Source organism: Bacillus sp. F2HM (genome assembly GCF_019266135.1).
In the GTDB taxonomy this organism is placed as follows: Bacteria; Bacillota; Bacilli; order Bacillales; family Bacillaceae; genus Bacillus; species Bacillus safensis.
Window position 1 is genome coordinate 36,789 of the sequence record NZ_LRMO01000006.1, and the last position, 25,309, is coordinate 62,097.

Below are 25,309 nucleotides of genomic sequence, written 5' to 3' on the forward strand. Positions count from 1 at the left end.
TTTTTTTGAATCATATATCCGCACACCATAGTTCAATTTCAATTTTCAGCTCCGGCCATCCTAAAGCTGATACATAAGCAACCGTCATTGATGGGTAAGCTGTTTTAAAGATCGTATCCCACTGAGGATATAGATGGTCCCAGTCGATTTCTTCTGTTGCCCATATATTGACCTTGATCACATGTTCTTCATTCAATCCTTCTGATTCAAGGATTTTTTTAATGTTTTCAAACGTATTCGTTACTTGGTCGTTTAAGCTTGATGGGATCTGCCCATCTATATCTGTCCCTACCTGACCCGATGTAACAAATAATCCCGCACCCCTTGGCACCCTTGTGATATGACTGTAATGACCAACAGGTTTCGGCATACTTTCTGGGTTTTTTCTCGTGATTTTTTCCATGTTATATCCCTCACTCACGTTTATTTTTCTGCTAGTTTCTTTGTTTTGTAGACAGACTTCACCAATTTCTATCTATCCTAAAAGAAAACAGCAGTGGAGTATCCATAGCCACAAGGTAAGAACATCAATATCTTCTTTTTCATGACCGGAACACTCCTTTTGATTGCGTGAGCAAGGTTTTGATTAACTTCATCGTACCTGACAAGTGATACATCGTCAAAATGATTTATAGACGATAACGCGCAATTTCCTGATTCAATCGCATGCTAAGCTCATTAAGTCTTTCTGCTGCTTTTGCCACATTAGAAATGGCTGTCACTTGTTCGTCTGTGGATGCAGTGATTTCTTCGATCGCCGCAGCATTTTCTTGAGAAACATGTGCTGCGCCTTGCATGGCTTTTGTGATGAGGTCGTTTTGCTCCAGCAGTGTATTCAGCTCTTTTGCCATCGCGTTTGTTTCAACGATGGTTTGTGAAATCAACGTAGAGATGGCATTGAATTCATGTTCTGTTGCATGCACCGCTTCATCCAGCTCGGCAAAACGATCCATTGTGCTCGACATGATGCCGGCTGTTGCCGTCGTTTCTTCTTTAATGCCTTGAATCATTTGCTGAATTTGAACGGCTGATTGTTTTGTCTGTTCAGCTAAATTCCGCACTTCACTCGCCACAACTGAGAAGCCTTTGCCATGCTCTCCCGCCCGTGCTGCCTCAATACTTGCATTCAGTGCCAGTAAATTCGTCTCATTTGAAATGCTTTCAATCGTATCTGTGATTTGAGAAATATCCTGTACTTTTGTACTTAACTGCTCGATTCCTGCTCTAATGCCTTGAGACGCCTGAATCGATTGTTCATTCGATTGTTTTAATTGCTGTACGATTTGCTGACCCTGCTGTGATGATTGACTCGATTGGTCGGAAATCCGTTTAATTTGATCACTCTGTTCTTTGACGTTCTCAATAGATTGATTAAACTGGGTCATTTGTTGATTGGCTACTTCAAGATCAGATGCTTGATGAAGTGTTCCAGTCGAAATGTCTCCGATGGCTCGTCCAATTTCTTCACTGCTGGCTGAGGTTTCTTCAGATATTGCCGATAAATCTGTCGCTGATTCAACAAGCTGACTGCTCGTTTCCTGTAAACCGCTCACCAGTGTTCTGAGCTCTCCTGACATATGGTTAAAGCCTTTTGCCAGCTGGCCGATTTCATCCGTTGTTTCCTTTAAGTTTGTGCGTTCAATATTCCCCGCCGCAATTTCCTTTGAAGCAGCAGTGACTTGCTTCAGCAGTCTGACTTTTCCTCGAGCAGTTAAATAAAAGACGCCTAGACTCAGAAGGGCGACACCTGCTGTAATGAGAATAATATAGAGCTTCATCTGCTCTAATTCTTTATAAAATTCGTCCTGGAAGACAGCGATACCGACACTCCAATTCCACGGCGTAAACTGGCTCATATAGGCGAGCTTTTCTTTTTCTTCGCCGGTTGCATCGTCCTTATCCATATAGGTCACATAGTGTGCATCCTCGCCTTTCGCATTGGCGCCAGCGACCATTTTTTGACGATTGGTCGTGTTATCTGGAATGACGCCAATGTCGTTGACCGGATGGACCTGGGTTGAATAGTCAGTGCCATATGCGATCAGATAGCCTTTATTTTTATAGATAAAATCTGATTTTTGAGGTTGGTATCCCTTCCCGTTGTCATTTTTGGGTCCACTCAAGTAAAGCCGGGCTTGTTCTTGCGCCTGCTCAATCGTCAGTTCTTTTTTCTCCACACGGTCATTCAACTGTGCAAGTGTGGCCATCGCTCCATTGACGATGTGTTTTAAATCTGCTTTTCCCGCATCAATTAATACGCTTTTCGCTAAAAAATACCCCGTTGTTCCAACTAGTCCGCCCGTTAAAATCGTGATCACGATAATGGCAGACATTAATTGAAAAAAGACACTTCTTGACGCAAACGCTTTCTTTTTCATGTACAAATTCCCCCTTGCTTTATATATCGTCAAGCAGGGAAAAGTATTAAAAAAGTCATAGAAAAAATCCCTTCCGCACGTTGGAAAGGGATTTTCTGATTAATGAGCTGTTTCTTTAAGAATGGCTTGATAAAGATCGTCTGTTGGTGAGAGTCCACATACCTCTTCCAGCACACATTCAATGCCTTTTTCTTTTCTTAATGCCTGCAAACGAACAGCTTCTTCGTCTTCAGTAAAGTCGTAAGCCAAAGCTGCCACGATTCCTTTTACTAAATACTGTGGCTGTTTGATCTTTTTCGCTGGACCGATTAAACGGTCATTTGCTCCAAGCTTTCTAAGCGGGGAACGTGCGACGCGCGTGACTTCATCAGAGATAAAGGCATTTTCAAATCGTTTGATGATTTTTTGGATATACGCATCATGTTCTTCTTTTTGAAAGCCATATGTGTCGATTAAATAGCTGCCCGTTTCGTGAAGTGCACCTTCGACCACTTGACGAATCTCTGGTGTATCGACAGCTTCTTTAATCGTTTGAACGCCTTTCTCGTACCCGACATAAGCAGCTAGTGCATGTCCTGTGTTGACAGTAAAGAGCTTACGCTCAATATAAGGCGTCAAATCTTGTACAAAGGTCGCTCCATCGATCTGAGGAACGTCTCCAATAAAGCCTGTCTCATCAATCACCCACTCGAAAAATGGCTCGACTGATACTTTCAAAATGTCCTCATGGTGCTGAATGGGGACAATGCGGTCAACCGCAGCGTTTGGAAAACCAACTGTGTGTGACAGCGCTTCTTGTTCATCAGCTGTTAAATGAGAGAAAACGGCTTCCTTTAAATGAGAGCTGCCGCCAATCATATTTTCACACGCCACAATGTTGATGATATGATCAGTCTTTTTCTGTTTTAAACCTTCAGCAATCGATGAAGCAATGATGTTCAAAACAGCTGGTCCAACAGCTGTTGTAATGAGATCAGCTGTTGCAACTGCCTCTGTTAATGCGGCTGGATCTTTTGCGGAATTGATGGCTGACACAGGACCAACCACTTCTTGCTGCTGCCCTGGTGCTGCAAGTTCCACTGTGTATTCTCCTTTTTCATTCAGCTCGTTGATCACCGCTTCATTTACATCGGTAAAAACGAGCTCAAAGCCTGATGCTTTTAACAAAGATCCGATAAACCCTCTGCCAATATTTCCTGCTCCAAAATGAAGTGCCTTCATGTTAGTTCACCTCGTTAAAGATGGCGATCAGTTCATCCTGATCCTTTGCATGAATGATACGCTCTACGTTTTCTTCCTCTGAACAGACAATTGCAATTTGAGAAAGAATATCGAGATGTTCATTGTTTTTACCAGCGATGCCAAATACGACTTTGACAATATTCCCCTCGCCATATTCAACGCCATCTGGAATTTGGATAATGGAAATTCCTGAATGAAGAACAGCCGCTTTCGCATCCTCTGTTCCATGAGGAATGGCAATTCCGTTGCCCATAAATGTAGAAGAAATATTTTCTCTTTCAAACATTTTGTCCACATAATCACTTGTGACATAACCGTTTGCCACTAGGACTTCGCCCGCTTTTTTAATGGCTTCTTCTTTAGAGCCCGCTTGTTCGTTTAGAAAAATATTGTCTTTTGAAAGTACTTGTTTCATGAAAGATCACACACCTTTTTTAGAATGGAAAATCAGAAAACAACCAAAACGGGGAGTTCAATTAGGAAAAATTGGACTCAACCCGTTTCGTCATGTTATTTTTTCAATTTCTCAATCAGCTCATCGTATTTCGGGCTGTTTAAGAAATTATCAACTGAGATATGCACAGCTCCTGGCAGTTTTGCCTTGGCTCTATCTGTTAAATCTTTATGAGTAAAGACCACATCGGCATCATCTGGGATATTGCTGATGGATGTATTTGTTACATCAATATCTAGCTCTGCCTTTTTGACTTTATTCTTTAAGACGGATGCGCCCATCGCACTTGAGCCCATTCCTGCATCACAGGCAAAGATGATTTTGTTCACGTCATCTGGATTGATTTCATCTGGAGATGCTGCTTGCTCGCTTGCTTCAGCACCTTCTTTTTGTGCTGTAAGAGCTGCTGCTGCTGCACTTTTCTTGCCTTTCATGTCTTGCATTTTTTCAGTTGCTGCTGTTAAATCTTCGTCCACTGCTTTAGACGCTTTCAAAATGACAGAAGCGACAAGGAACGATACGACCGCTGCCACGACAACACCTGCTAGAACGGCAAGGTGGCCGCCTTTTGGTGACATGAGCATCAGAGCGATGATACTTCCTGGTGACGGCACAGCCTTTAAGCCTGCATTTAACAGTGTAAAGGTCAGAACGCCGCTCGCTCCCCCAGCAATAACCGCCAAAATGAGCTTTGGCTTCATTAAGATGTATGGGAAGTAAATCTCATGGATTCCCCCTAAGAATTGAATGACAATCGCACCAGGTGCAGACTGCTTTGCCGTCCCTCTTCCAAAGAACATGTAGGCTAGAAGAACACCGAGACCTGGTCCAGGGTTTGTTTCAAGCAAGAACAGAACGGACTGGCCTGTCTTCGCCGCTTGCTCTACTCCTAATGGACCTAAAATCCCTTGGTTAATTGCATTGTTTAAGAACAATACTTTCGCTGGTTCAATGAAGATACTTGCCAGCGGAAGTAAATGTGCATTGACAATGATATCTACACCTGCCGCAAGGGCTTTATTCAGGCCTAGTACCACTGGACCGATGGCGTAGAAAGCAATGGCGACTAAAATGGCACCTAGTATACCTGCACTAAAATTATTAATCAGCATTTCAAAGCCTGATCTGATTCGGTCTTTGAACAGCTGGTCGATTTTCTTAATGAGATAACCGCCAAGCGGTCCCATGATCATCGCACCTAAAAACATTGGGATGTCCGAACCGACAATAACCCCAATCGTAGCGGTTGCACCGAGTACCCCGCCTCGATGATCATATACGAGCTTCCCGCCTGTGTAACCGATTAAAAGCGGCAGCAAGTAGTTGATCATTGGACCAACAAGTGTATTTAATTGTTCATTTGGAAAATAACCACTTGGAATGAACAATGCGGTGATGAGTCCCCAAGCGATAAACGCTCCAATATTCGGCATGATCATACCGCTTAAATAGCTTCCAAAGCGCTGTACTTTTACGCGAAATCCGCTTTTTTCCTGCATCTATGAAAACTCCTTTCTTCTCTCCCTTTATTTAGGGCTTTATAGGTCAAAAGATATAAGAACAAAATTCAGTGAAGCCCTTATGCCTATCGTAAAACGCTTTCACGTTCTCTTCAATTGAAACTAAATGTCACTTTGTCACATAGTGTGTGACAAAATTGAAAAATGATGTGTCATCACCTTCAGATCCCAATACAAAACGGGTGAAAAGGTTGATCTGCCGTTGTTTTGACGAAAAATTCATGGGAATTTCACAACTTTCAAATGGTCTCTTCTTGTTTCCTCTTCTTAAATCGAATAGGCTTATAATTGATCAAACCTATTCAATTAAGAAATGTCTGCGCAGACATGACACAGAAAAAGTGAACCATCTTGCTGTTTGTTTCGTTTACCTTTTAGAGTGGGCGGCACAATAGGAAGAGCGGTTTTTTCTGTGACTCACAGTTTACTGCCGCTTTCTTTCTGATACATGAGACATTTTCATAGGTAGAAAGGCGGTTATTCACCTTGTTTAAAAATAGTAAGTGGCTTCTGCTTCTTATGATCATGTTCGCTTTTTTCATTCCAAAGGAAGCATTTGCTCACGCATACGTCGTGAGCTCAAACCCAGCGGCAAATGAAGAGCTGGATCAGCAGCCTCCTTCAGTCTCGATCACATTTAGTGAAGGGATTGAAAGCGGATTTCATGCCATTAAGGTGCTAAATGCAAAAGGTGATCGTGTGGATAAAGGAGATACGGTCATTAAAGATCAAAAGATCATGGAAGCAGCTTTAAAAAAGAATTTACCAAAAGGGATTTACACCATCCAGTGGAATGCGGTATCAGCGGACGGACACTCTGTCTCTGGTATGATTCCGTTTAGTATTGGAAAAGCGGATGGCGGTTTTGACCAATTAGAGCAAGGTCAATCGAATGAATCCATTGATGTGGCCTCAACTATTGATAAAGCCTTTCTTTATACGTCATTCAGCTTATTCCTTGGGACCATTTTGTTTGGACTGCTTTGGTTTAAGACTGCGATTTCACCTGTATTGGCGAAACGAATGAAGCGGCTTTTGACCGTGTCATTGATCATGATGGGCGGAGCACTTGTCTTCCAGCTGCCGATTCAGACAAAATCAGCGGCAGACGTGTCCTTTTGGGGGGCATTTCAGCCTTCGCTTTTACAAGAAACGATTGCGTCCACTTCTGGCGGTAGTCTGTGGATGATGCTTATGGCGTCATTTGTTCTTCTCACCATCTGGACGATTGTGGCGGTGAGAAAAGGGGATTTCTCTTCTTTTCGAGTTTGGCTGTTTCCACTGCTTCTTTTCATAGTGCTTCTTTGGCTGAAGGCACAAATCGGACATCCAGCCGCAACAGACAATAAAATACTCACAACATCACTTGATTTCATCCATCTCGTCTCTGCTTCAATTTGGGTCGGTGGTTTAACAGCCATTGTCCTTCTATTGATGAAGAAACTGCCAAATGAAGATCAGCCGCTCATACGGAGTACGCTAGCAGCATTTCATCCTTGGGCACTGCTCTCTGTTGGACTCATTGTGTTCTCAGGATTTGTGAATGCCATCTTTATTTTGCAATCGTTTGACGCTCTTTTCCAATCAGCATACGGACGCACCTTTTTAATCAAGCTTGGTTTATTTATCATCATGGGCCTTCTTGGGCTGATGCATTACTTGATGCTGAGATGGGAAAAGAAGCAGAAACGCAGCATTTCCTTACGAGCTGAATGGATGATCGGGATCGCCATTTTGTTATTAACGGCTGTCTTTACCAATATTCCGAGCCCTCCTCCGCCTGCACCTGAGCCCTTCTTTGGCGCAAATCAGGTCGAGCATCGTGACATTGTGTCCTTGAGCATTACCCCGAATGCCCCGGGGAAAAACTCGTTCGAAGTGGCATTTACAAAGAAGAATGGAGAAACGATCACTGATATTCAATCTGTGACAGCCAAGATCCATAAAGTCGCCTTATTCGGCGAAGAGAAACCGAGTGAATTTCAGCTGAAACGATTAAAAAATGGTCATTTCTCTGCTGAAAATCTCTTATTAAATGAAAAAGGCACATGGAAAATTGAAATCCATGCGTTAACTGGTTCTTTTAAGAATATCGATACCACATTTATTAGAAGAAACTAAAAGGAGTTATCACATATGAAAAAATACGTTAAAGCTTTACTACCAATGCTTCTCGCCTCATTTTTATTGGCAATTCCTGTGAGTGCGCACGTGACAGTCAAGCCTGATACATCTGCGACAAATGCTTGGGAGACCTATACATTAAAGGTTCCTTCTGAGAGTGACAGCCCGACGACTAAGGTTGTCGTGACAATTCCTAAAGGCGTAGAATTCCAGCAATATGAGCCAGTACCTGGCTGGAAAACTTCAACTGAAGAAAAAGATGGCAAGGTGACAAGAGTGACTTGGGAAGCAACGGGTAAAGGTGTGCTTGCTGGACAGTTCCAGCAATTCGTTTTTGTAGCGAAAAATCCTGAAAAAGCAGGTGAAGCTGCATGGGATGCGTATCAATATTATAAGGATGGAACGGTCGTTGAATGGACTGGCGATAAAGATGCTGACAAGCCGCATTCCATCACAAACATTGTCGCATCTAATACGGTAACGGATTCACATGGTCAAGAAAAACCAAAAGAAGAAAAGGCATCTGAAACAGCTTCCTCTTCTTCCTCACCACTTGTGCTTGGGTTGTCCATTGCTGCTCTAGTCGTGGCACTGATTGCACTTGGACTTGCTTTTAGAAAAAAATAAAGGCTGTATGAGCGATCGTTTTCTGAGAAACGATCGCTTTTTCTTTTATGCCTAATCAATTATTTTCCATTTTCCCAACTTGTTATTACCAATATAGGATTGAATAGGATAAAGCCGCGTGACATAATGAGACAGATGACCACATAGGAGGCTATGAGATGAACCATGTAATCATTTTTGCTCATCCCCAGCAAAGTTTAAATCAAACCTTATTAGATCTTGTTGTGAGCACTCTATTGAACAATGGTCATAAAGTGACTGTTCGTGATGTCTATGCCCTAGGTTTTTCACCAGAGCTCACCATTGCAGAAAAGGCTGCCATCAAATGCGGGGATGTCCCGATTGCCATTCAAAGAGAGCAGACACTGATTCAGCAAGCGGATGTGTTGACGTTTATTTTTCCAATATGGTGGACCGGCTTGCCGGCCATGCTAAAAGGATATGTAGAGCGCGTCTTTTCTGAAGGTTTTGCTTATCAGACCAATGAGGATGGAGAAATTGAAAATCTGCTTCGGCACAAAAAAGGTGTCATTATCAACACCCACGATGCACCGAGGACTTTTCTTGATTCCAATAAGGTCTTCAGCTCCTCTCATCACATGACAACTGATACTGAAGTCTTCAATTTTATTGGCGTTCAGCCTGTCGAACGGCTTTTGTTCAGCAGCATGGAGCAGGCATCTGCAGATTACATACATGAAATTCTGAAAGAAACGAAAGAAACGGTGGATCAGCTTTTCCCGCCGGCTGTTTAACATAAAAAAGACTGCCGAGATTCCTCTGACAGTCTTTTTCACGTTTATTCGTCTAAACCAATCGATACATATTTTGTTTCTAAATAAGGTTCGATCCCTTCGATGCCGCCTTCTCGGCCAATTCCGCTCTCTTTCATACCGCCAAAAGGTGCTTGAACAGCCGATGGACCGCCATCATTCCAGCCAATAATCCCATAATCGAGATGTTCTGAAATGTAGAGTCCGTTCCGATAATTTTCTGTAAAGAAATAAGCTGCAAGGCCAAAAGGTGTATTGTTGGCTAATTCAATTGCCTCGTCTAACGTTTTGAATGTCGTAATTGGTGCCACTGGACCAAAGGTCTCTTCATGCATGATGTTCATCGAAGGATCCACATGTGTAAGAACCGTTGGCTGGACAAAATAATACGACTTGTCATCGTCGAAATGCGTATCGCCGCCGACAAGAACTTTCGCCCCTTTATCCACTGCATCTTGAATTTGATCGACAATTTTATCAAAGCCGCGCTTGTTGATAATTGGTCCAATAGATGTGCCTTCTTCAAAGCCATTTCCTACTTTCAGCTTTTCTACTTCTTTACTGAAGCTTTGCGCAAATGCTTCATGAATGTCTTCATGCACAATTAAGCGGTTGGCACAGACACAGGTTTGTCCTGCATTCCGGAACTTAGATGCCACTGCCTGTTTGACAGCTAGTTCAAGATTCGCATCCTTGTCTACGATGAGCGGAGCATGACCGCCAAGCTCCATTGATACATGTTTGACTGTGCTGGCACTGTTTTTGATCAAATGCTTTCCGACGGGCGTTGAGCCTGTAAACGTGATTTTTCGAATCAATGGACTATCTGTGAAGATTTCACCCACTTCTTTGCCATCTCCCACAACCCATTGCAGTGCATCCTCTGGAATGCCAGCTTCATGACCTAATTTTACTAGTTCAATGGCTGTCAGCGGTGTGTCTTCAGCAGGTTTTACAATAAACGTACAGCCTGCTGCAAGCGCAGGAGCTGCCTTTCTCGTAATCATCGCCGCAGGGAAATTCCACGGAGTAATGGCAGCAACCGGACCAACTGGCTGTTTTGTGACGAAAAGGCGTTTGTTCGTCGTATGTGACGGGATGGTTCTGCCATAGATTCGCTTTGCTTCTTCTGCGTACCATTCAATATAACCAGCCGCATAGACGATTTCCCCTAATGCTTCTTGATATGGCTTTCCGTTTTCTTCTGTGATGATTTTTGCAAGTCTTTCTTTATGTTCAATCATCAGATCAAACCACTTGCGAATGATATTGGCACGTTCATGCGCTGACGTTTTCGCCCATGATTTAAATGCTTTGTGTGAGCGGGAAATGGCGTCTTCGATCTGTTCTTCTGTATGCTGAGCAACTGAAGCAATTTCTTCTCCTGTTGCAGGATTATACACTTTGAGTTCGTTTGTCATGCTCTACCGTCTCCTTCGTTCTTGGATTCATTACATATAGTATATACCCAATGAGTACCCAACCTAAAAGCAATATCCATTCAGCTGGCCACGATAAGGAAGCCGGCATTCCTGGAAAGTAAAATGAAAGGAAAAGAAGACTCAATCCGATGGCTAAAACACCTGTCGTCCGCCAATATTTAATGCTGTATGGACGCTCCAGCTCAGGTTCTGTTTTGCGAAGTCTCATAAAGGCAATGGACACGATTAAGTACCCGACGATGATTCCGACACCGCCCGCATTGACAATCCATACGAGGGCAGGACGCCCTAATAATGGAGCGAAAAAAGCTAAAGCTCCAAGAAATAAAATGGCATTTGTCGGTGTTTTATACTTTGGATGAATATACGCAAACCATTTGGAAATCATACCTCTTTCCGCCATAGCATATAGAATACGGCTTGCACCGATAATAAAAGCATTCCAGCTCGTCACAATCCCTGCTACACCGCCAATAACCAGCACTGTTCCAAATGCTTGATGACCGAGAAGCTGTACCATCGCATCTGCTGTCGCTAATGAAGAGGCTTCAAGCTGTCCTTTTGACAGCCCAGCTGCTACCCCAAAGACAATAAGTAGATAAAAAATGACCGCGCTCACGATGGAGATAATCAAGATTCTCCCGATGATTTTTTTTGGTGCGTTAATCTCCGCCGCCACTTGCGGAATGACATCAAACCCAACGAATAAAAAGGGAATCATGACTAACACCGCCATAAGACCGCCAACCCCGCCTTGAAACATCGGCTCAAGGTTTGCAAAATCTCCATTGAATGTTGCGCCGCCTAAAAGGAGAAAACCTGTCAGAATAATCGCCACTGTGAACACGGACTGAAAAATGGCAGCAGGCTTCGCTCCAATGTAATTCAGCGCTGTTAAAAACAATGCACCGCCAGATCCAATCAATACCCATGTGAAATAAACGTCCCATCCCCCTATATTCCATAAGAAACCAACATGCTGTGTTGGAATCACATAATCAATGACGGTCGGCAAGGCGACAGCTTCAAACGTAATCACAGACACATAACCAAATAATACGCCCCACGCTGAGACGAACGCTGCTTTCATCCCAAATGCCCGCTGGACAAAGACGAGCCCTCCGCCTGTCTCTGGAATTGCAGATGAAAGCTCGGCATACGTAAGTCCAATAAAGATGACGAGAATACCGCCTATAACGAAAGCAATCACACTGCCTAAAAATCCAGCTGTTAAAATCCAATCTCCCGAAAGTACAACCCAGCCCCAGCCAAGCATTGCACCAATGGACAAAAACAGTACGTCAGACTGCGACATGGTTTTTGCCATTTGTTGATTTTGCATACAACCATCCCCCTTTGTTGTTTAGCGTGCTTTGAAGGCGTCCTCGATGATCCCTAGTCCTTCGTGAAGCAGCTCATCTGTGATGACGAGTGGTGTTAAGAAGCGAATGATATTCCCATTAATCCCTGCCGTTAATAAGAGCAGTCCGTGCTCGTTTGCATATGCTGCAATCGCTGCGGCTGTTTTTTTATCTGGTGTACGCGTTGTTTGATCTTCCACAATTTCAATCGCCGCCATTGCCCCTAACCGGCGGACTTCCCCAATGAATGGATACGCCTTTCTCCATTCATTTGCTTTGTCCTCAATGACTTGTCCAATGTGCTCAGATCGTTGATTCAGTTGTTCTGTTTCAATGATATCAAGAACAGCCAGTGCTGCCACACAGCCTAACGGACTTCCTGCATATGTTCCCCCGAGCTCCCCTGGATCTGCCGCATCAAGCAGTTCTTTTCTGCCAACGACACCGCTGAGCGGTAAGCCAGCTGCAAGAGATTTTGACACAGTGATTAAGTCCGGCACCACATCAAAGTGCTCAATCGCAAAGTATTTCCCTGTTCTCGCAAAACCGGTTTGGATCTCATCTGCAACAAAAACAATCCCGTGCTGCTGACAGAAGGAAGCGACATGATGAACGAAACGCTTCGATGGTACAATGAACCCGCCCTCCCCTTGGACTGGTTCCATGACCACACAAGCAACGGTTTCTGGTGCAACGGCTGCGACGAAGAATTGATTGAATTGATCAATGATGTACTCGTCGTAAGCAGCATCGCTTAATCCTTCAGGTTTTTGATAGTAATAAGGGTACGGTGCTTGGTACACCTCAGATGCGAAAGGCCCGAACCCAAATTTATATGGCTTGACCTTGCTTGTCATGCTCATTGTCATATTCGTTCTGCCGTGAAAACCTCTTGTAAACGACACAACGGCCTGTCTTTTCGTATATTTACGTGCAATTTTCACCGCATTTTCAACAGCTTCTGCACCTGAATTAAGAAAAATGGCTTTCTTATCATGATCCCCTGGTGTGAGATGGCACAGCTTCTCTGCCAATTCGATATACGATTCGTACATCATCACGTTGAATCCTGGGTGAATCAGGCTATCCGCCTGTGCTTTGACCGCTTCCACGACCTTTGGATGTGAATGTCCTACGTTTAATGTGCCAATGGCGCCTGCAAAATCAATAAATCGTTTCCCATCAATATCGAACAGCTCGGCTCCTTTCCCCTTCGCTGCAAGATGACGGTTGCCATTACTCACGCCTCTTGCGACGTATTGATCTCTTTTCCCCTGCCATTCTTCGGTTGAAAAACGGTTTGTTGTCGTTTGACTCATTGTCATCCATCCCCTTTATATCCTTTTTTATTATTCTGAATATTTTTTGGTATGATAGAAAGTACCAATATCATTTTTTTCATGGTACCAGAGAGGATGGAATGGTGAGATGCTGACAATTCAACTAGATCAAACAGGGCAAAACGGATATATTTATCATCAAATTTATACGAAAATTAAAGAAGAAATCTTAAACCGCAACCTGCAGCCGCATGATCAATTACCGTCCAAACGAGAGTTAGCCGATACCTTAAACGTCAGCGTTAATTCAGTGAATGGCGCCTATCAGCAGCTGCTTGCTGAGGGATATTTATATTCGGTTGAACGCAAAGGTTTTTTCGTGGAATCACTAGAAACATTTCATGAATCTGGTCAGCTGAAACCCTCTTCTCTTCCTGTAGATTTAAAGGAAGAACCGATTGCACGAGACGACTGGTATTCCTTTTCACATATCTCCGTCGATACAGCGAACTTTCCATTTAAAAGCTGGCTGAAAAGTGAACAAAAGGCGATCCATCTCCACCAAGAAGCCTTTGGTGAGCTTCCGCATCCACAAGGTGTGTATGAACTGCGGGAAACGATTGCCCGATTGATCGGACTTGCACGAGGGGTCAAATGCTATCCGGAACAGCTCATTTTAAGTGCAGGCACACAGTCACTGATTCATTCGTTATCAAGCATTCTTCCGGCCGATCAAATATATGGGTTAGAAAACCCTGGCTACCGCCGGCTCTATCAAATGCTGAAAAACAATCATCACCAAATTGAAACGATTGGCATTGACCAAAAAGGTGTGCGGATGAGCGATATTCATAAGAAACAGCCAAATGTGTTGATCATTACCCCTTCACATCAATTTCCAACAGGGGTGATTATGCCGATTTCCCGGCGTATTCAACTGTTAAACTGGGCAGCTGATCAGCCAGACCGTTATATCATTGAGGATGATTATGACAGTGAATTTAAATATGGCACAGACAGCATTCCGGCGCTGCAAAGTCTTGACCGATATGACAAAGTCATTTATATGGGCACCTTTTCAAAATCATTGCTGCCCGGCTTGCGGCTAAGCTATATGGTGCTGCCTCAGCATTTATTGAGACGCTATAAGGAGGAACAGCATTTTTTCATTCAAACAGCTAATCTTTTTACACAATACACCCTTCTTCATTTTATAAAAGATGGGGCGTATCAACGGCATATTAAAAGAATGAATGGTTTATATGAGGAAAAACGGAAGCAGCTCATTGAAGAGCTCAATACGATTTTTGCTGACAATGTGCGGATTATTGGAGAAAATGCCGGTCTTCATTTTATTGCAGAGTTCCGCTCAAATCGAACGCAGCATGAGATTTTACAGCGAGCAAAAGAAAGAAGGCTGAAAATGTACGGAATGGATCGTTTTACCCTAGATGAGCAATTGCCGGGGCATCAGCCAGGCTTTGTTCCGCTCGTCCTCGGCTTCTCACATATGAAGCAAGAGGATATTCAGCCGGCAGTGAAACGGCTGTATGACGCCATTTTGGGGAAATAAAACAGCCAGCTGCTCTTCACAGACAGCTGGCTTACCACCGCTTTTTATCTATAGCTAGAATCGATGACACGAGTCCAGGAAAAGCGGTCTCGATGTCTTCTTTTCTTAAAGAATAGTAACGGTGCTTCCCGTCAATTCTCACTTTCACGACGCCTGCCTCCCTCAGCACTTTAAAGTGATGGGAAAGCGTGGATTTGGCAATATTCATCTCATACGTGCCGCATGTCCTCTCCCCCGCTTCCGCTAAGCAGCGGACAATTTCTAACCGGATTGGATCAGCCAATGCGTGCAGCACAGAAATCAGTCTCATATCTTCTTTGTTTGGATGGTTTGGATTCGTCATACGATAAATGTATCGTATTTTGTGCTTACATACAATCTCATTCACCTGGAGCTGACTAGTCAAGTAACGATATGACTTCACAAACGTCCGTCCATTATTCATGAGACTGTCTGAAGGAACCCATTTTGATCGCCGAACTTCACGGCAAAACAAAAATATATATACCGCACATGCGGAAGGATAAAATACTTGTCACAGACGGGTATTTTTTTAAGTTCATTTTCTTGTCATGGGTCATTGGTTTTGTTATGATAGCCAAAGTGACCACTCGGTTTCCATTGTGACCATATGGTTTTGCCGATTCGGAAGGGACTTATTGAAGATGAACGAAAAGCAAGAAGAGATTTTGCGGGTTTCAAAGAAATTATTTTCTCAAAAAGGCTATATGAGTGTCTCCATGCAGTCAATTGCCGATGCCTGTAAAATATCAAAAGCGTCTATTTATAAACTGTTTGATTCAAAGGAAGCTCTTCTACTAGAACTGATTAAATACAATCAGCGCAAAATGAGAGAGATTTCCCGCATCATTCATTCAGAAACGACGCTGTCCAAAAAGGAAAAATTCACAAAGAAGATCAAGCTTGAGCTTGAAGAGTTTAAAGAGAATCATAAATTTTTGAACATGCTGTCTTTTGAAGCTTTTTCTCAGCATTCGCCTATTGTCATTAAACACTTACGCGAGACACGCTCCATTATCATGCAGCGGCACAGAGACATAATTTTGAGCACATATGGTGAATCTGTCGCTCCTTATGTCTGGGATCTCGTGATTGTTCTCAATGGATTAATGAGAGAATTCATCTTAATGCTGGCGATTGAGCACAAGAACATCAAATTAGAAAATGCTGCCGAGATGATCATCGGTGTGATGGACCGTGTATCGAAAAAGCCTTGCTCAATTGAGCCTGTGTTAACAGATCAGCTCATGGACTCTTATTTGTTTTCCTCACAGGACGGATATGATGAAGAAAAACTTGTCATCTCGTACTTAACGAAGATCAAACAAGAGCTTCACGCACTGTCAAACGGAGAAGAAAAAGACGATCTCCTCTCTGCGTATGAGCTGCTCAATCAAGAATTATCAAAGGATGAACCGAGAACCTTTTTGGTCAGCTCACTGCTCGATTATTTAGGCAAAAACAGCGTTTTATCACAAAACGTGTCACAGCTGAAAAGCATCATTTTATAGATAAAGAAGGGATAACATGAACCAATCAACTACATCGTATAATCGATCTGTGATTGTTGGGATTTTCCTCGTTGGGGCATTCGTTGCGATTTTAAACCAAACGCTTCTCATTCCAGCGATCCCGCATATCATGGAAGATTTCAATATTGAGGTCAGCAAAGGACAGTGGCTTACAACAGCCTTTATGCTGACAAACGGGATTCTCATCCCCATTACGGCTTTCCTCATTGAGAAATTTTCAAGCCGTTCTTTAGTTTTAACGGCACTTAGCATCTTTACAGCCGGTACAATTCTTGCTTCATTTGCAACGAATTTCCCGGTGTTACTTGCAGCGCGTATCGTACAGGCAGCCGGTGCAGGGATTTTAATGCCGCTGATGCAAACGATCTTTTTAACCATTTTCCCGAAAGAAAAACGCGGGCAGGCAATGGGCATGGTCGGACTTGTCATCTCGTTCGCACCTGCGCTTGGGCCAACACTTGGCGGCTGGATTGTTGATTCCTTCAGCTGGAAGTTCTTGTTCTATATTGTTCTGCCAATCGGTATCATTGATCTCATTCTTGCTTTCTTCTTAATGAAAAATGTGACGCAGCAAAGAGAAACACGTATTGATGTCTTATCTGTCATCTTGTCGTCGTTCGGTTTCGGCGGGCTGCTTTACGGATTTTCTAGTGTCGGCACGTATGGATGGACGAGTGCGACTGTTCTCATTTCGCTGATTGTCGGCGCCGTGAGCTTGTTCTTCTTTATCCTGCGCCAGTCGAACTTAACAAGACCGATGCTTGAGTTTGGCGTATTTAAATTTGCGATCTTTAGCTTAACAACCTTCCTCGGGATGCTTGTCTTTGCTTTATTAATTGGGACAGAGACGATTCTGCCGCTTTATACGCAGAATGTCAGAGGGCTGTCTGCACTTGATACAGGGCTTATCTTATTGCCAGGTGCTCTCTTCATGGGACTCCTGTCACCGATTATTGGACGGATTTTTGATAAAGTCGGCGGAAAAGGGCTGGCATTAGGCGGATTTACGATACTCACCGTTACCACCCTGCCATTTATGCTGCTCACTCTTGATTCATCGATCGCCCTCATTACGGTCGCCTACACGCTTCGGTTAATTGGGGTTGGGATGATCATGATGCCGCTGACAACCGCAGGTATTAACTCTTTACCGCCTCATTTGATCCCTCATGGGACAGCGATGAATAACACGATGAGACAAATAGGCGGTTCCATTGGAACGGCTGTGCTTGTTTCCATCATGAGCAGCTCTGCTGCAAATGCAGAATTAGCCAATCCATTAAAATCGGCCGTTCATGGAATGAATACGTCATTCTTCATTTCTGGTCTGATTGCGGTCATTGGACTCGTCCTCTCCTTTTTCTTAAAGGAAAAAAAACGTGAGAATAAAGTAATGAAGCAGGAGCTATCTTCCTCCTCGTCTTCTTCATAAGAAAAAGAGCTCGGCATATGGCCGGCTCTTTTTTCATATACTCACACAATATTGTCCTCTCTATAAAAACATTTGTATTTCTAGTGAAGAAAAACCTTGATAATTTAAGGAAAAGAGTTGATAATAGGAACTATTCAATTTGTGAGAAAATTTTTACTATAGGAGATGTATGCATTGAAGGTCGTTAAATTTGGTGGCAGTTCACTTGCCTCTGGCAAGCAGCTGCAAAAGGTATTTGACATTGTAACAGCAGATCCAGCTCGAAAAGCAGTCGTTGTTTCCGCACCAGGAAAACGGCATTCAACGGATACAAAGGTCACCGATTTATTAATTAGCTGCGGTGAACAATATTTACGTTTAGGCGAAGCACATGATTTAAAGGAAGCAGTCATCGAGAGGTATGCCTCAATAGCGGATGAACTCGAATTAGGTCAAGACATTATCGATACCATCAGGCAAGATCTAGACACATTATTACAGGCTGATTCATCCCGCCCTGAGTGCTATCTTGATGCCATTAAAGCAAGCGGTGAAGACAATAACGCTAAGCTCATTGCCGCCTATTTCCGCCACCAAGGTGTGGAAGCTCATTATGTGAATCCAAAGGAAGCTGGTTTGTTTGTGAGCGATGAGCCTGGCCAAGCGCAAGTTCTGCCGGAGTCTTATGATCATTTGTACAAATTAAGAGAGCGCTCTGGCATTATTATATTCCCTGGCTTTTTTGGCTTTAGTCTCGCGGGAGACATCGTCACCTTTTCGCGAAGCGGCTCCGATATTACCGGCTCCATTTTGGCGAACGGTTTGAAGGCAGATGTATATGAAAACTTTACAGATGTCGATGCTGTCTATGCCGTCAATCCAACGATCGTTCATGAACCAAAAGAGATTACAGAGCTGACATACCGGGAAATGCGCGAGCTGTCCTATGCTGGTTTTTCTGTGTTCCATGATGAAGCACTTATTCCTGCCTTCCGTGCAGGCATTCCGGTTCAGATTAAAAACACCAACAACCCGTCGGCAAAAGGGACAAAAATCGTAAATCAGCGGGACCATACAAATGGACCTGTTGTTGGAATCGCCTCAGACAATGGATTTTGCAGTATTTACATTAGTAAATATTTGATGAACAGAGAAGTCGGTTTTGGACGAAAGGTGCTGCAAACACTAGAAGAGTATGGGCTTACGTATGAGCATGTTCCTTCTGGCATTGATGATATGACCATTATTTTACGGCAGGATCAGCTGGAGGAGCAGCATATTGAAGAGGAGCTGCTAGACCGCTTGAAGCTCGTGCTTGATGCAGATGAGGTCATTTTAGAGCGAAATCTTTCGCTGATTATGGTTGTAGGAGAAGCGATGCGTCATAATGTTGGTACAACAGCAAGAGCGGCAAAGGCGCTGTCAAAAGCGAAGGTCAATATTGAAATGATCAATCAAGGCTCTTCAGAGGTCAGCATGATGTTTGGCGTCAAAGCGGCTCAAGAAAAAGAAGCTGTTCAAGCCTTGTATGAGGAATTTTTCTCTATGTCTACTGTCCCTGTCTCTCTTTAATCAGAAGGCTGCCAGATCTTTGGATCGGCAGTCTTTTTTCATCTCGACGATCAGAGTGTTTTTGCGCATTAAAGTGTATCTATTTCTTGTTTGATTTTGTATGATAGAGACAAATCAACTATCCGTTCCGGCCTATGATCGGAGCTACAAGGAGTCCTAAAACAATGCCTCTTCAACAACTATTAAAACAGTTTCGCAATTTTCATGATGCTTCTACTAGTATTTTAAACATGATGAGTCAATTCATTGATGTGAATACACTGTTTATTGCTAAAAATGATCAAAACACCAATCAAATTGTAAAGGTGCTAAATCATGACGAGCAGCTTCTTGAAGAAGGAGAAGAACTTCCTTACGAAAAGACATTTTGCAAGCTTGTGGTCGATCATCGGGATACACTTGTGATTCCTGACATTTCGAAGGATGACCGTTTTAAATACTTAGAGGTTACGAAAAATCTTCAAGGCGGCTCGTTTATTGGAGTTCCCATTAATTTCACAGATGGGACGAACTACGGAACGATTTGCGGACTTGATTTGAGGCCGAAGCAGTTCACAGAAGAGCATGTATATATGTTTGAAACGATGGCTTCATTATTAAGCTATGTCCTCGAACTAGACCGTGCCAACCGGCAAATTCGGCAATTGTCTGTACCGATCGTACCAGTTGTTGACGGTGTCGCTGTGCTTCCTCTGCTTGGTGACATCGAAGAGACACGTGCTCAGCATATTTTGGAAACCATTTTACAGGAAAGCTACAGGCTGTCGCTCTCTCATTTGGTCATTGATGTATCGGGAACAAAAAGCCTGAATGAACAAAGCATTCAATATTTGGTCAGCTACGCACAAACGCTGAGACTTTTAGGGATTTCGGCAGTTTTAACAGGTATTAAGCAAGACCTTGCTTTAAGTGCGATTCATTCCAATATATCGTTTAAAGACATCACTATCCGGAAAGACTTGCCGCAGGCACTTGCTCATATTGGGTTGACGTTTACCAAAAATGAATAAGTGGTGATTCACCAAAAAGGGCTAAAATGAACTTCATTTTAGCCCTTTTCTTCTGGAAACGGCAGTCGTATGGTAAATGTCGTTCCATTGTTTTTTTCACTTTTCATATCAATATGCCCTTCATGCAGGTCCACAAGCTGCTTCACGATAGACAAGCCCAATCCGTATTCTCCATACGGTGTATTCGTTCTTGAGATATCCGCTTTATAAAAACGTTCCCATATGTGTTTGACTTCGTCTGGCGCAATGCCAATTCCTGTGTCTTCCACTTCGATGATCGTCTCTTGATTTTCTTGTTTTCCTCTTAAGTAAATACGGCCGTCTTCTGTGAATTGAATCGCGTTCTTTGTGATATTGACAAGTATTTGAATGAGCCTGTCATAATCTGCATAAACCTTTAGCTCGGGATCAACGTCCACGATCAGCTGATTGTTTTTCTCTTCGGCGATTCGGCTCAGCTGCTCTTTCATCACTTCAAATGTGTCAATGAGTGGATAATGAAATTTCTGAAGGGTAATTTGATTCGATCTAATTTTCTCATAATCCATATTTTCATTGACGAGGCGCAGCATACGTTTTGTCTCGTCAGTGATTAAGGCATAGCATTTCTCTTTCTCTTCTGCTGACACATCCGCAGTGTTCAGCCATTCCACCAGTCCTCGAATGGTGGTCAGCGGTGTTTTCAATTCGTGAGACACATCTGCGATGAATTGGCGTCTGCGCTTTTCGAGCCGATCAATTTCCTCTCTTGATTGCTGAAGACGCTTGGCCATCATATTAAAATCCTCACCAAGTGTGCCAATTTCATCAAGGTGTTTGTTTTCAAGCTTGATGTTGTAATCACCTTGCGCAATCTTTTCAGTCGCCTCTCTCAGCTTTTTGATACGGTTCACATGAAATTTAGACAGGAACAGGCTGAGAATAAAGGTGATCGTCAGCGCCACAAATACGATGATATACAGATAACGATTCATTTGGGCGATGAGCTGTTCAGCGCCTTGAATCGGGGCAATAAGGACAACTCCGCCCTTTAGCTTTCCATCCTCCATGACAGGGAGCGCCACAAGTGATGCCTCTTGATCAAGGCGGCGTGAATCACTTCGCTTCACAATGATTTGCTCTCCTTTTGAGAGTTTGGCCCATAAATCCTTTGTCAATAATACTTCATGCGGCGGCATCACTTGCTGCTGAGACAGAATATCTCCTTTTTCATCAAACACGAAAAAACGAATTTGCCTCGTCGAAAGAATATCTTCAAATGGCCGCAGACGAAAGGTCATCTCGCTTTTAGGGAGTCGTTTATAATCTTGCAAGATTTCATTCCCATAGGAGCTCATTTCATTCACTCTGTTTTGATAGGCAATATCTTTCACAAAATGAGATAAAAGGGTGCTGATAATGACAATGGCGATGAGCAATAACCCAAGGTGGCTGATCAGCAGCTGATAAAAATATTTAATCTTCATCGAACTTATACCCTACGCCCCATACTGTATACAAGAAGGGCTTAGGCCCGTCCCCAATTTTTTGGCGCAGCCGTTTAATATGAACATCTACCGTTCGTTCATCTCCATAAAATTGGTATCCCCAAATTTGCTCAAGCAATTGTTCTCGTGAAAATACTTGCCGAGGATGCTGAATAAAAAAGCACAGCAGATCGTATTCTTTCGGTGTGAGGTTCTCTATTCGCTCTCCATCCAGGAAAACTTCCCTCGTTTTCTTATCCAACTGAAAATGTGCTGTCTCCAGCCGTTCGCCCTCATTCACCTTTTCTTGAGTCTTTGTATGAGCAAAGCGTCGTTTCACCGCTTTAATTCTTGCCATCAAGGTTAGTGGACTAAAGGGCTTGGTCACATAATCATCTGCCCCAAGATCAAAACCAAGTACCTGATCAGATTCGGTTTCCTTGGCTGTCAGCATGATAATCGGAATGTCACTGATCTGGCGCACCTTTTGACAAATGGTCAGACCATCCATCGAAGGAAGCATGACATCTAAAATGAGTAGATCCCAATTCTCCTCTTGCTTAAAACGATTCAATCCTTCTAATCCATCATGAACGAATTCCGCTTGAAATCCCTCTCGTTGAAAAAACATTTCCGTCATTGTACAAACGCTCTGATTATCTTCAATCATTAATATTTTCATGATCAGCCTCCGCTGCTACCATTGTTTTTCTTTATTTTACATGTTCCCTTTCAAATCTCAATTGGATTCCACTGTTTTTATGAACTTATCATCGTTTGGTCATCTTTTATTCATACTTTTTGAAAGAACTAATACTGCGGTGAATCACATGAGGTTTTTTATATGATGGCATTGCAGAAGATGGTAAGATGTTAGTTGAAGATATGATTCAACATGACGTTACAAAATATCAAGAGAAGGACAGTGTCATTTATGGTTTTTAAACTCATGTGTCACGCATCCTGACAGTTAAAAGATGGATTAAAAAAGCTCATCTTTTGGGGTCAGTCCCCTATCGATGAGCTTTTTTATCATGCCAGCAACTTCAAATAAGCAGTGTCGTTTTCCTCTTCAACCGCCTGTAAAATCTGCTGTGCCTGTGATGCGCTTGTGACGCTGCTTAACTTTTGTATGATGTCTTCTTTCGATAACGCACAGCCTGGTGCTCCCTGCGGAATATCAACCCGCTTGCTAATGGTGGTGCCGTCAGATAAGGTGAGTTTCACAATCGTAAAGCGTCCTTTTGGAACAGCATCGGGATGGGGTTCTGTCGTTTGATCATATCCTCTGCTTACCCGCTTCATCCATGTCCGCATGTCTGATGGAATGGTTTTTTTCGTAAAGGCATCCAGCGTAAGCGTCTGTCCAAACACTGCAAGTGCGATGACGTATTCGACACTGAATCGTCCTTCTTCCCCGGTTAAAGGTGTCCGCTCAATAAGCGCTGCATCTCCGCCTGGCGGGAATATGACATCGACCTGTTTTACCTGCTCCGGCAAGAAAGACCGCTCTTTCATTAAGGATTGGATTGCATCTGCTGCATGGTGGGCAGCTGAGCAAAATGGATATACTTTGAACCACAGCCCCGGCGAAACGATACGCCATGCAGAACCATAGCCCTCTAGTAAACGGCTTTTCGCAAGTTCCAGATCTCCATAGAGTGAAAAGAATCCAAGCGCGCCATCAAGAACCGAGTCATTCCCGCTAAAACCTGAACAAGCTAAATCCATAGACCAAACGGCTGTTTTAGCAGCTAAGCCGGCTTGTAATGGTTTCATATCAGAGCCAAATTGCTTTCGCATTCCGGCTGATTGCGCTCCGGCAAAGCCGATTGCTTTCGTCAGTTCTTCCTGCGAGACTTGTTTCAAATAGCCAATCGCACACACTGCCGCAATGGCTCCGAGTGTTCCTGTATTATGCCAGCCCCGCTCATAATGCGCCTTGCCGATGGATTCGCCAAGTCTTGCCATCACTTCAACACCTGTGATGTAGGCAGCTAAAAACCGCTCGCCATACCCTTTGCCTTCTGTCAGCTGTGATAGCAGCGCTGGAATGATGACCGCGCTTGGATGTCCTCTCACATCTGAGTGCACATCATCATAATCCAGGGCATGGATGAGGTAGCCGTTCAGCATTGCTGCAGATTGGCGGCTCACCTTCTTTCCTTGTCCAATGACAGGAATCTGAGCGGCTCCGCCTTCCTGTTCAACAAGCTGCATCAGCTTTTGGATCCCTTCATCCTCTTTCGCAGCAAACGCTGATGCCGCAGCGTCTAACAGGCCATTGCTAGCCATTTGAATGGCCCGCTCATCTAGCAGTGGATCAGCAGAAAGCACTGCTTCTGCCAGATGTTTTGTTAATTCCATGATCGAGACTCCAATGCCCGAACGGCAAGCTCAGCAAAGAAAGCAGCGGCAGCTGGAAGTGCGTCTTCATTTAATGTAAACGCAGGGTGATGCCACTCCTTTGTACCACTAGTCCCCATCCATACAAAAAAGCCTGGAATGCGTTCTTGATAAAGGGCAAAATCTTCTCCGCCCGGTGACTGCTCTGCCTGCACGACATGTAAGTCAAGCGAGCCAGCCGTTTCTTCTACCACCTTTGTCAGACGCTCATCATTCATGACAGAAGGCAAATAAGGATGCCATCTCACTTCAGCCTCTGCTCCAAATCCTTCAGCAATCCCGCTGACGATTTGTTTCATAAGCTCTGGAATCATCGCTCTTACTTCAGGCTCAAACGTCCGAACGGTTCCTTCCATCTCAACACGGTCGGGAATCACATTCCATGATGTACCGCCTTGGATGCGTGTGATACTGACAACTGCATGATGCAAGGAGCTGATGCGGCGGCTGACGATTTGCTGAAGGGCGCTTGTGATCTGCCCGCTGATGGCAATCGGGTCTACCGTGTGATTTGGAATACCGGCGTGGCCACCCGTTCCTTTAATATCGATTTCAAAACGGTCCACACTCGCCATCAATGCTTTTTCTCTAATGCCAATCGTGCCAACTGGCAGGTCAGGCTTGTTGTGCATACCGAAAATCGCATCGACTCCATCTAAAACGCCTGCCTCTATGACGTGTTTCGCCCCTTGAGCAACTTCCTCAGCCGGCTGGAACAAAATACGGACCGTTCCTTTGATCTCATGTTTCCGCTCCTTTAATAAAAGAGCCGCACCAAAAATAGAAGCTGTATGGAAATCGTGACCGCACGCATGCATTTTGCCCGGTACCTTCGAAGAAAATGGTTCGCCAGATGCCTCTTCAATCGGAAGTGCATCAATATCGGCTCTCAAAGCAATTGTCGGCCCCTTTTGTTCTCCTTTGATTTCACAGACAACGCCTGTTTGAAGGGCTGGGATATCAAGTACAGTGATCCCTTCCTCTTCTAACCAGTGGCGCAGTTTCTTTGTCGTTTCAAATTCTTCAAACGCCAGCTCTGGATGCTCATGAAGCGCTCGGCGAATTTTGATCAAACGTTTGTTTAAAGCTTCATTTCCTATTGATTTCACTAGACACT

At 43.7% G+C, this 25,309-nt stretch carries 21 protein-coding genes; 8 read left to right on the plus strand and 13 right to left on the minus strand.

Going from position 1 to position 25,309, the window contains the following annotated elements:
• Window positions 1-10: 10 nt before the first annotated feature.
• From AWT60_RS04285 to AWT60_RS04305, 5 genes are all read right to left on the minus strand, one after another.
• Entirely contained in the window at window positions 11-403 is a 393-nt protein-coding gene (locus AWT60_RS04285; protein ID WP_218676936.1) for a RidA family protein, read from the minus strand.
• Window positions 404-629: 226 nt separating this feature from the next.
• On the minus strand, window positions 630-2,378 hold the full coding sequence (locus tag AWT60_RS04290; RefSeq protein WP_218676937.1) for a methyl-accepting chemotaxis protein: 1,749 nt from the start codon (window positions 2,376-2,378) through the stop codon (window positions 630-632).
• 99 nt (window positions 2,379-2,477) lie between these two features.
• A complete protein-coding gene (locus tag AWT60_RS04295) occupies window positions 2,478-3,599 on the minus strand; it encodes a mannitol-1-phosphate 5-dehydrogenase (protein WP_218676938.1) in 1,122 nt (373 codons plus the stop codon).
• A 1-nt stretch (window position 3,600) separates the two neighbouring features.
• A complete protein-coding gene (locus tag AWT60_RS04300) occupies window positions 3,601-4,035 on the minus strand; it encodes a PTS mannitol transporter subunit IIA (protein ID WP_041106527.1) in 435 nt (144 codons plus the stop codon).
• Window positions 4,036-4,130: 95 nt separating this feature from the next.
• Window positions 4,131-5,573, minus strand: coding sequence for a PTS mannitol transporter subunit IIBC (locus AWT60_RS04305; RefSeq protein ID WP_039176553.1), 1,443 nt, complete (start codon window positions 5,571-5,573; stop codon window positions 4,131-4,133).
• Window positions 5,574-6,080: 507 nt separating this feature from the next.
• Here AWT60_RS04305 and AWT60_RS04310 point away from each other — a divergent pair.
• The 3 genes from AWT60_RS04310 (at window position 6,081) to AWT60_RS04320 (ending at window position 9,100) form a co-directional block, all read left to right on the plus strand.
• Window positions 6,081-7,715, plus strand: a complete 1,635-nt coding sequence (locus AWT60_RS04310) for a copper resistance CopC/CopD family protein (protein WP_218676939.1) — start codon at window positions 6,081-6,083, stop codon at window positions 7,713-7,715.
• A gap of 15 nt (window positions 7,716-7,730) precedes the next feature.
• The gene (locus tag AWT60_RS04315; RefSeq protein ID WP_218676940.1) at window positions 7,731-8,345 is read left to right on the plus strand and encodes a YcnI family copper-binding membrane protein; all 615 of its coding nucleotides are present in this window, start codon (window positions 7,731-7,733) and stop codon (window positions 8,343-8,345) included.
• Between the two features lie 158 nt (window positions 8,346-8,503).
• Entirely contained in the window at window positions 8,504-9,100 is a 597-nt protein-coding gene (locus AWT60_RS04320) for an NAD(P)H-dependent oxidoreductase (RefSeq protein ID WP_076840735.1), read from the plus strand.
• Window positions 9,101-9,144: 44 nt separating this feature from the next.
• Here the strand turns inward: AWT60_RS04320 and AWT60_RS04325 are convergent, their stop codons facing one another.
• Genes AWT60_RS04325 through gabT form a run of 3 tightly spaced genes read right to left on the minus strand, consistent with a single transcriptional unit; the run spans window position 9,145 to window position 13,240 of the window.
• Complete coding sequence (locus AWT60_RS04325; RefSeq protein WP_218676941.1) at window positions 9,145-10,539, minus strand: NAD-dependent succinate-semialdehyde dehydrogenase; 1,395 nt, start codon at window positions 10,537-10,539, stop codon at window positions 9,145-9,147.
• Window positions 10,514-11,902, minus strand: coding sequence for an APC family permease (locus AWT60_RS04330; protein ID WP_076840733.1), 1,389 nt, complete (start codon window positions 11,900-11,902; stop codon window positions 10,514-10,516). Before AWT60_RS04330 ends, AWT60_RS04325 begins: the two co-directional genes overlap by 26 nt.
• Before the next feature lie 21 nt (window positions 11,903-11,923).
• A complete protein-coding gene (gabT, locus tag AWT60_RS04335) occupies window positions 11,924-13,240 on the minus strand; it encodes a 4-aminobutyrate--2-oxoglutarate transaminase (protein ID WP_041106539.1) in 1,317 nt (438 codons plus the stop codon).
• A 109-nt stretch (window positions 13,241-13,349) separates the two neighbouring features.
• Between gabT and gabR the strand changes: the two genes are divergently transcribed.
• Entirely contained in the window at window positions 13,350-14,774 is a 1,425-nt protein-coding gene (gene gabR / locus AWT60_RS04340) for a MocR-like transcriptional regulator GabR (protein WP_218676942.1), read from the plus strand.
• Window positions 14,775-14,805: 31 nt separating this feature from the next.
• Here the strand turns inward: gabR and AWT60_RS04345 are convergent, their stop codons facing one another.
• Window positions 14,806-15,117: an ArsR/SmtB family transcription factor gene (locus AWT60_RS04345; protein ID WP_076840808.1), complete on the minus strand. Its 312-nt coding sequence runs from the start codon at window positions 15,115-15,117 to the stop codon at window positions 14,806-14,808.
• Between the two features lie 322 nt (window positions 15,118-15,439).
• On the opposite strand from AWT60_RS04345, the gene AWT60_RS04350 reads away from it, so the two are divergent.
• The 4 genes from AWT60_RS04350 (at window position 15,440) to AWT60_RS04365 (ending at window position 20,320) form a co-directional block, all read left to right on the plus strand.
• Window positions 15,440-16,306, plus strand: coding sequence for a TetR/AcrR family transcriptional regulator (locus AWT60_RS04350; RefSeq protein WP_076840730.1), 867 nt, complete (start codon window positions 15,440-15,442; stop codon window positions 16,304-16,306).
• A gap of 16 nt (window positions 16,307-16,322) precedes the next feature.
• Complete coding sequence (locus AWT60_RS04355) at window positions 16,323-17,759, plus strand: MDR family MFS transporter (protein ID WP_024425533.1); 1,437 nt, start codon at window positions 16,323-16,325, stop codon at window positions 17,757-17,759.
• 174 nt (window positions 17,760-17,933) lie between these two features.
• A complete protein-coding gene (locus AWT60_RS04360) occupies window positions 17,934-19,310 on the plus strand; it encodes an aspartate kinase (protein WP_024427311.1) in 1,377 nt (458 codons plus the stop codon).
• A 164-nt stretch (window positions 19,311-19,474) separates the two neighbouring features.
• Window positions 19,475-20,320, plus strand: a complete 846-nt coding sequence (locus AWT60_RS04365) for a GAF domain-containing protein (protein WP_218676943.1) — start codon at window positions 19,475-19,477, stop codon at window positions 20,318-20,320.
• A gap of 38 nt (window positions 20,321-20,358) precedes the next feature.
• On the opposite strand, the gene AWT60_RS04370 is transcribed toward AWT60_RS04365, so the two are convergent.
• The 4 genes from AWT60_RS04370 to AWT60_RS04385 form a co-directional block, all read right to left on the minus strand.
• Window positions 20,359-21,786, minus strand: coding sequence for a sensor histidine kinase (locus tag AWT60_RS04370; protein WP_218676944.1), 1,428 nt, complete (start codon window positions 21,784-21,786; stop codon window positions 20,359-20,361).
• Window positions 21,776-22,468 (minus strand): response regulator transcription factor, encoded by a 693-nt coding sequence (locus tag AWT60_RS04375; RefSeq protein WP_218676945.1) that lies wholly within the window; start codon window positions 22,466-22,468, stop codon window positions 21,776-21,778. The genes AWT60_RS04370 and AWT60_RS04375 overlap by 11 nt, the downstream gene beginning before the upstream one ends.
• 350 nt (window positions 22,469-22,818) lie before the next feature.
• A complete protein-coding gene (locus AWT60_RS04380; RefSeq protein ID WP_218676946.1) occupies window positions 22,819-24,153 on the minus strand; it encodes an MmgE/PrpD family protein in 1,335 nt (444 codons plus the stop codon).
• Window positions 24,144-25,301, minus strand: coding sequence for an amidohydrolase (locus tag AWT60_RS04385; RefSeq protein WP_373272895.1), 1,158 nt, complete (start codon window positions 25,299-25,301; stop codon window positions 24,144-24,146). The genes AWT60_RS04380 and AWT60_RS04385 overlap by 10 nt, the downstream gene beginning before the upstream one ends.
• Window positions 25,302-25,309 lie beyond the last annotated feature (8 nt).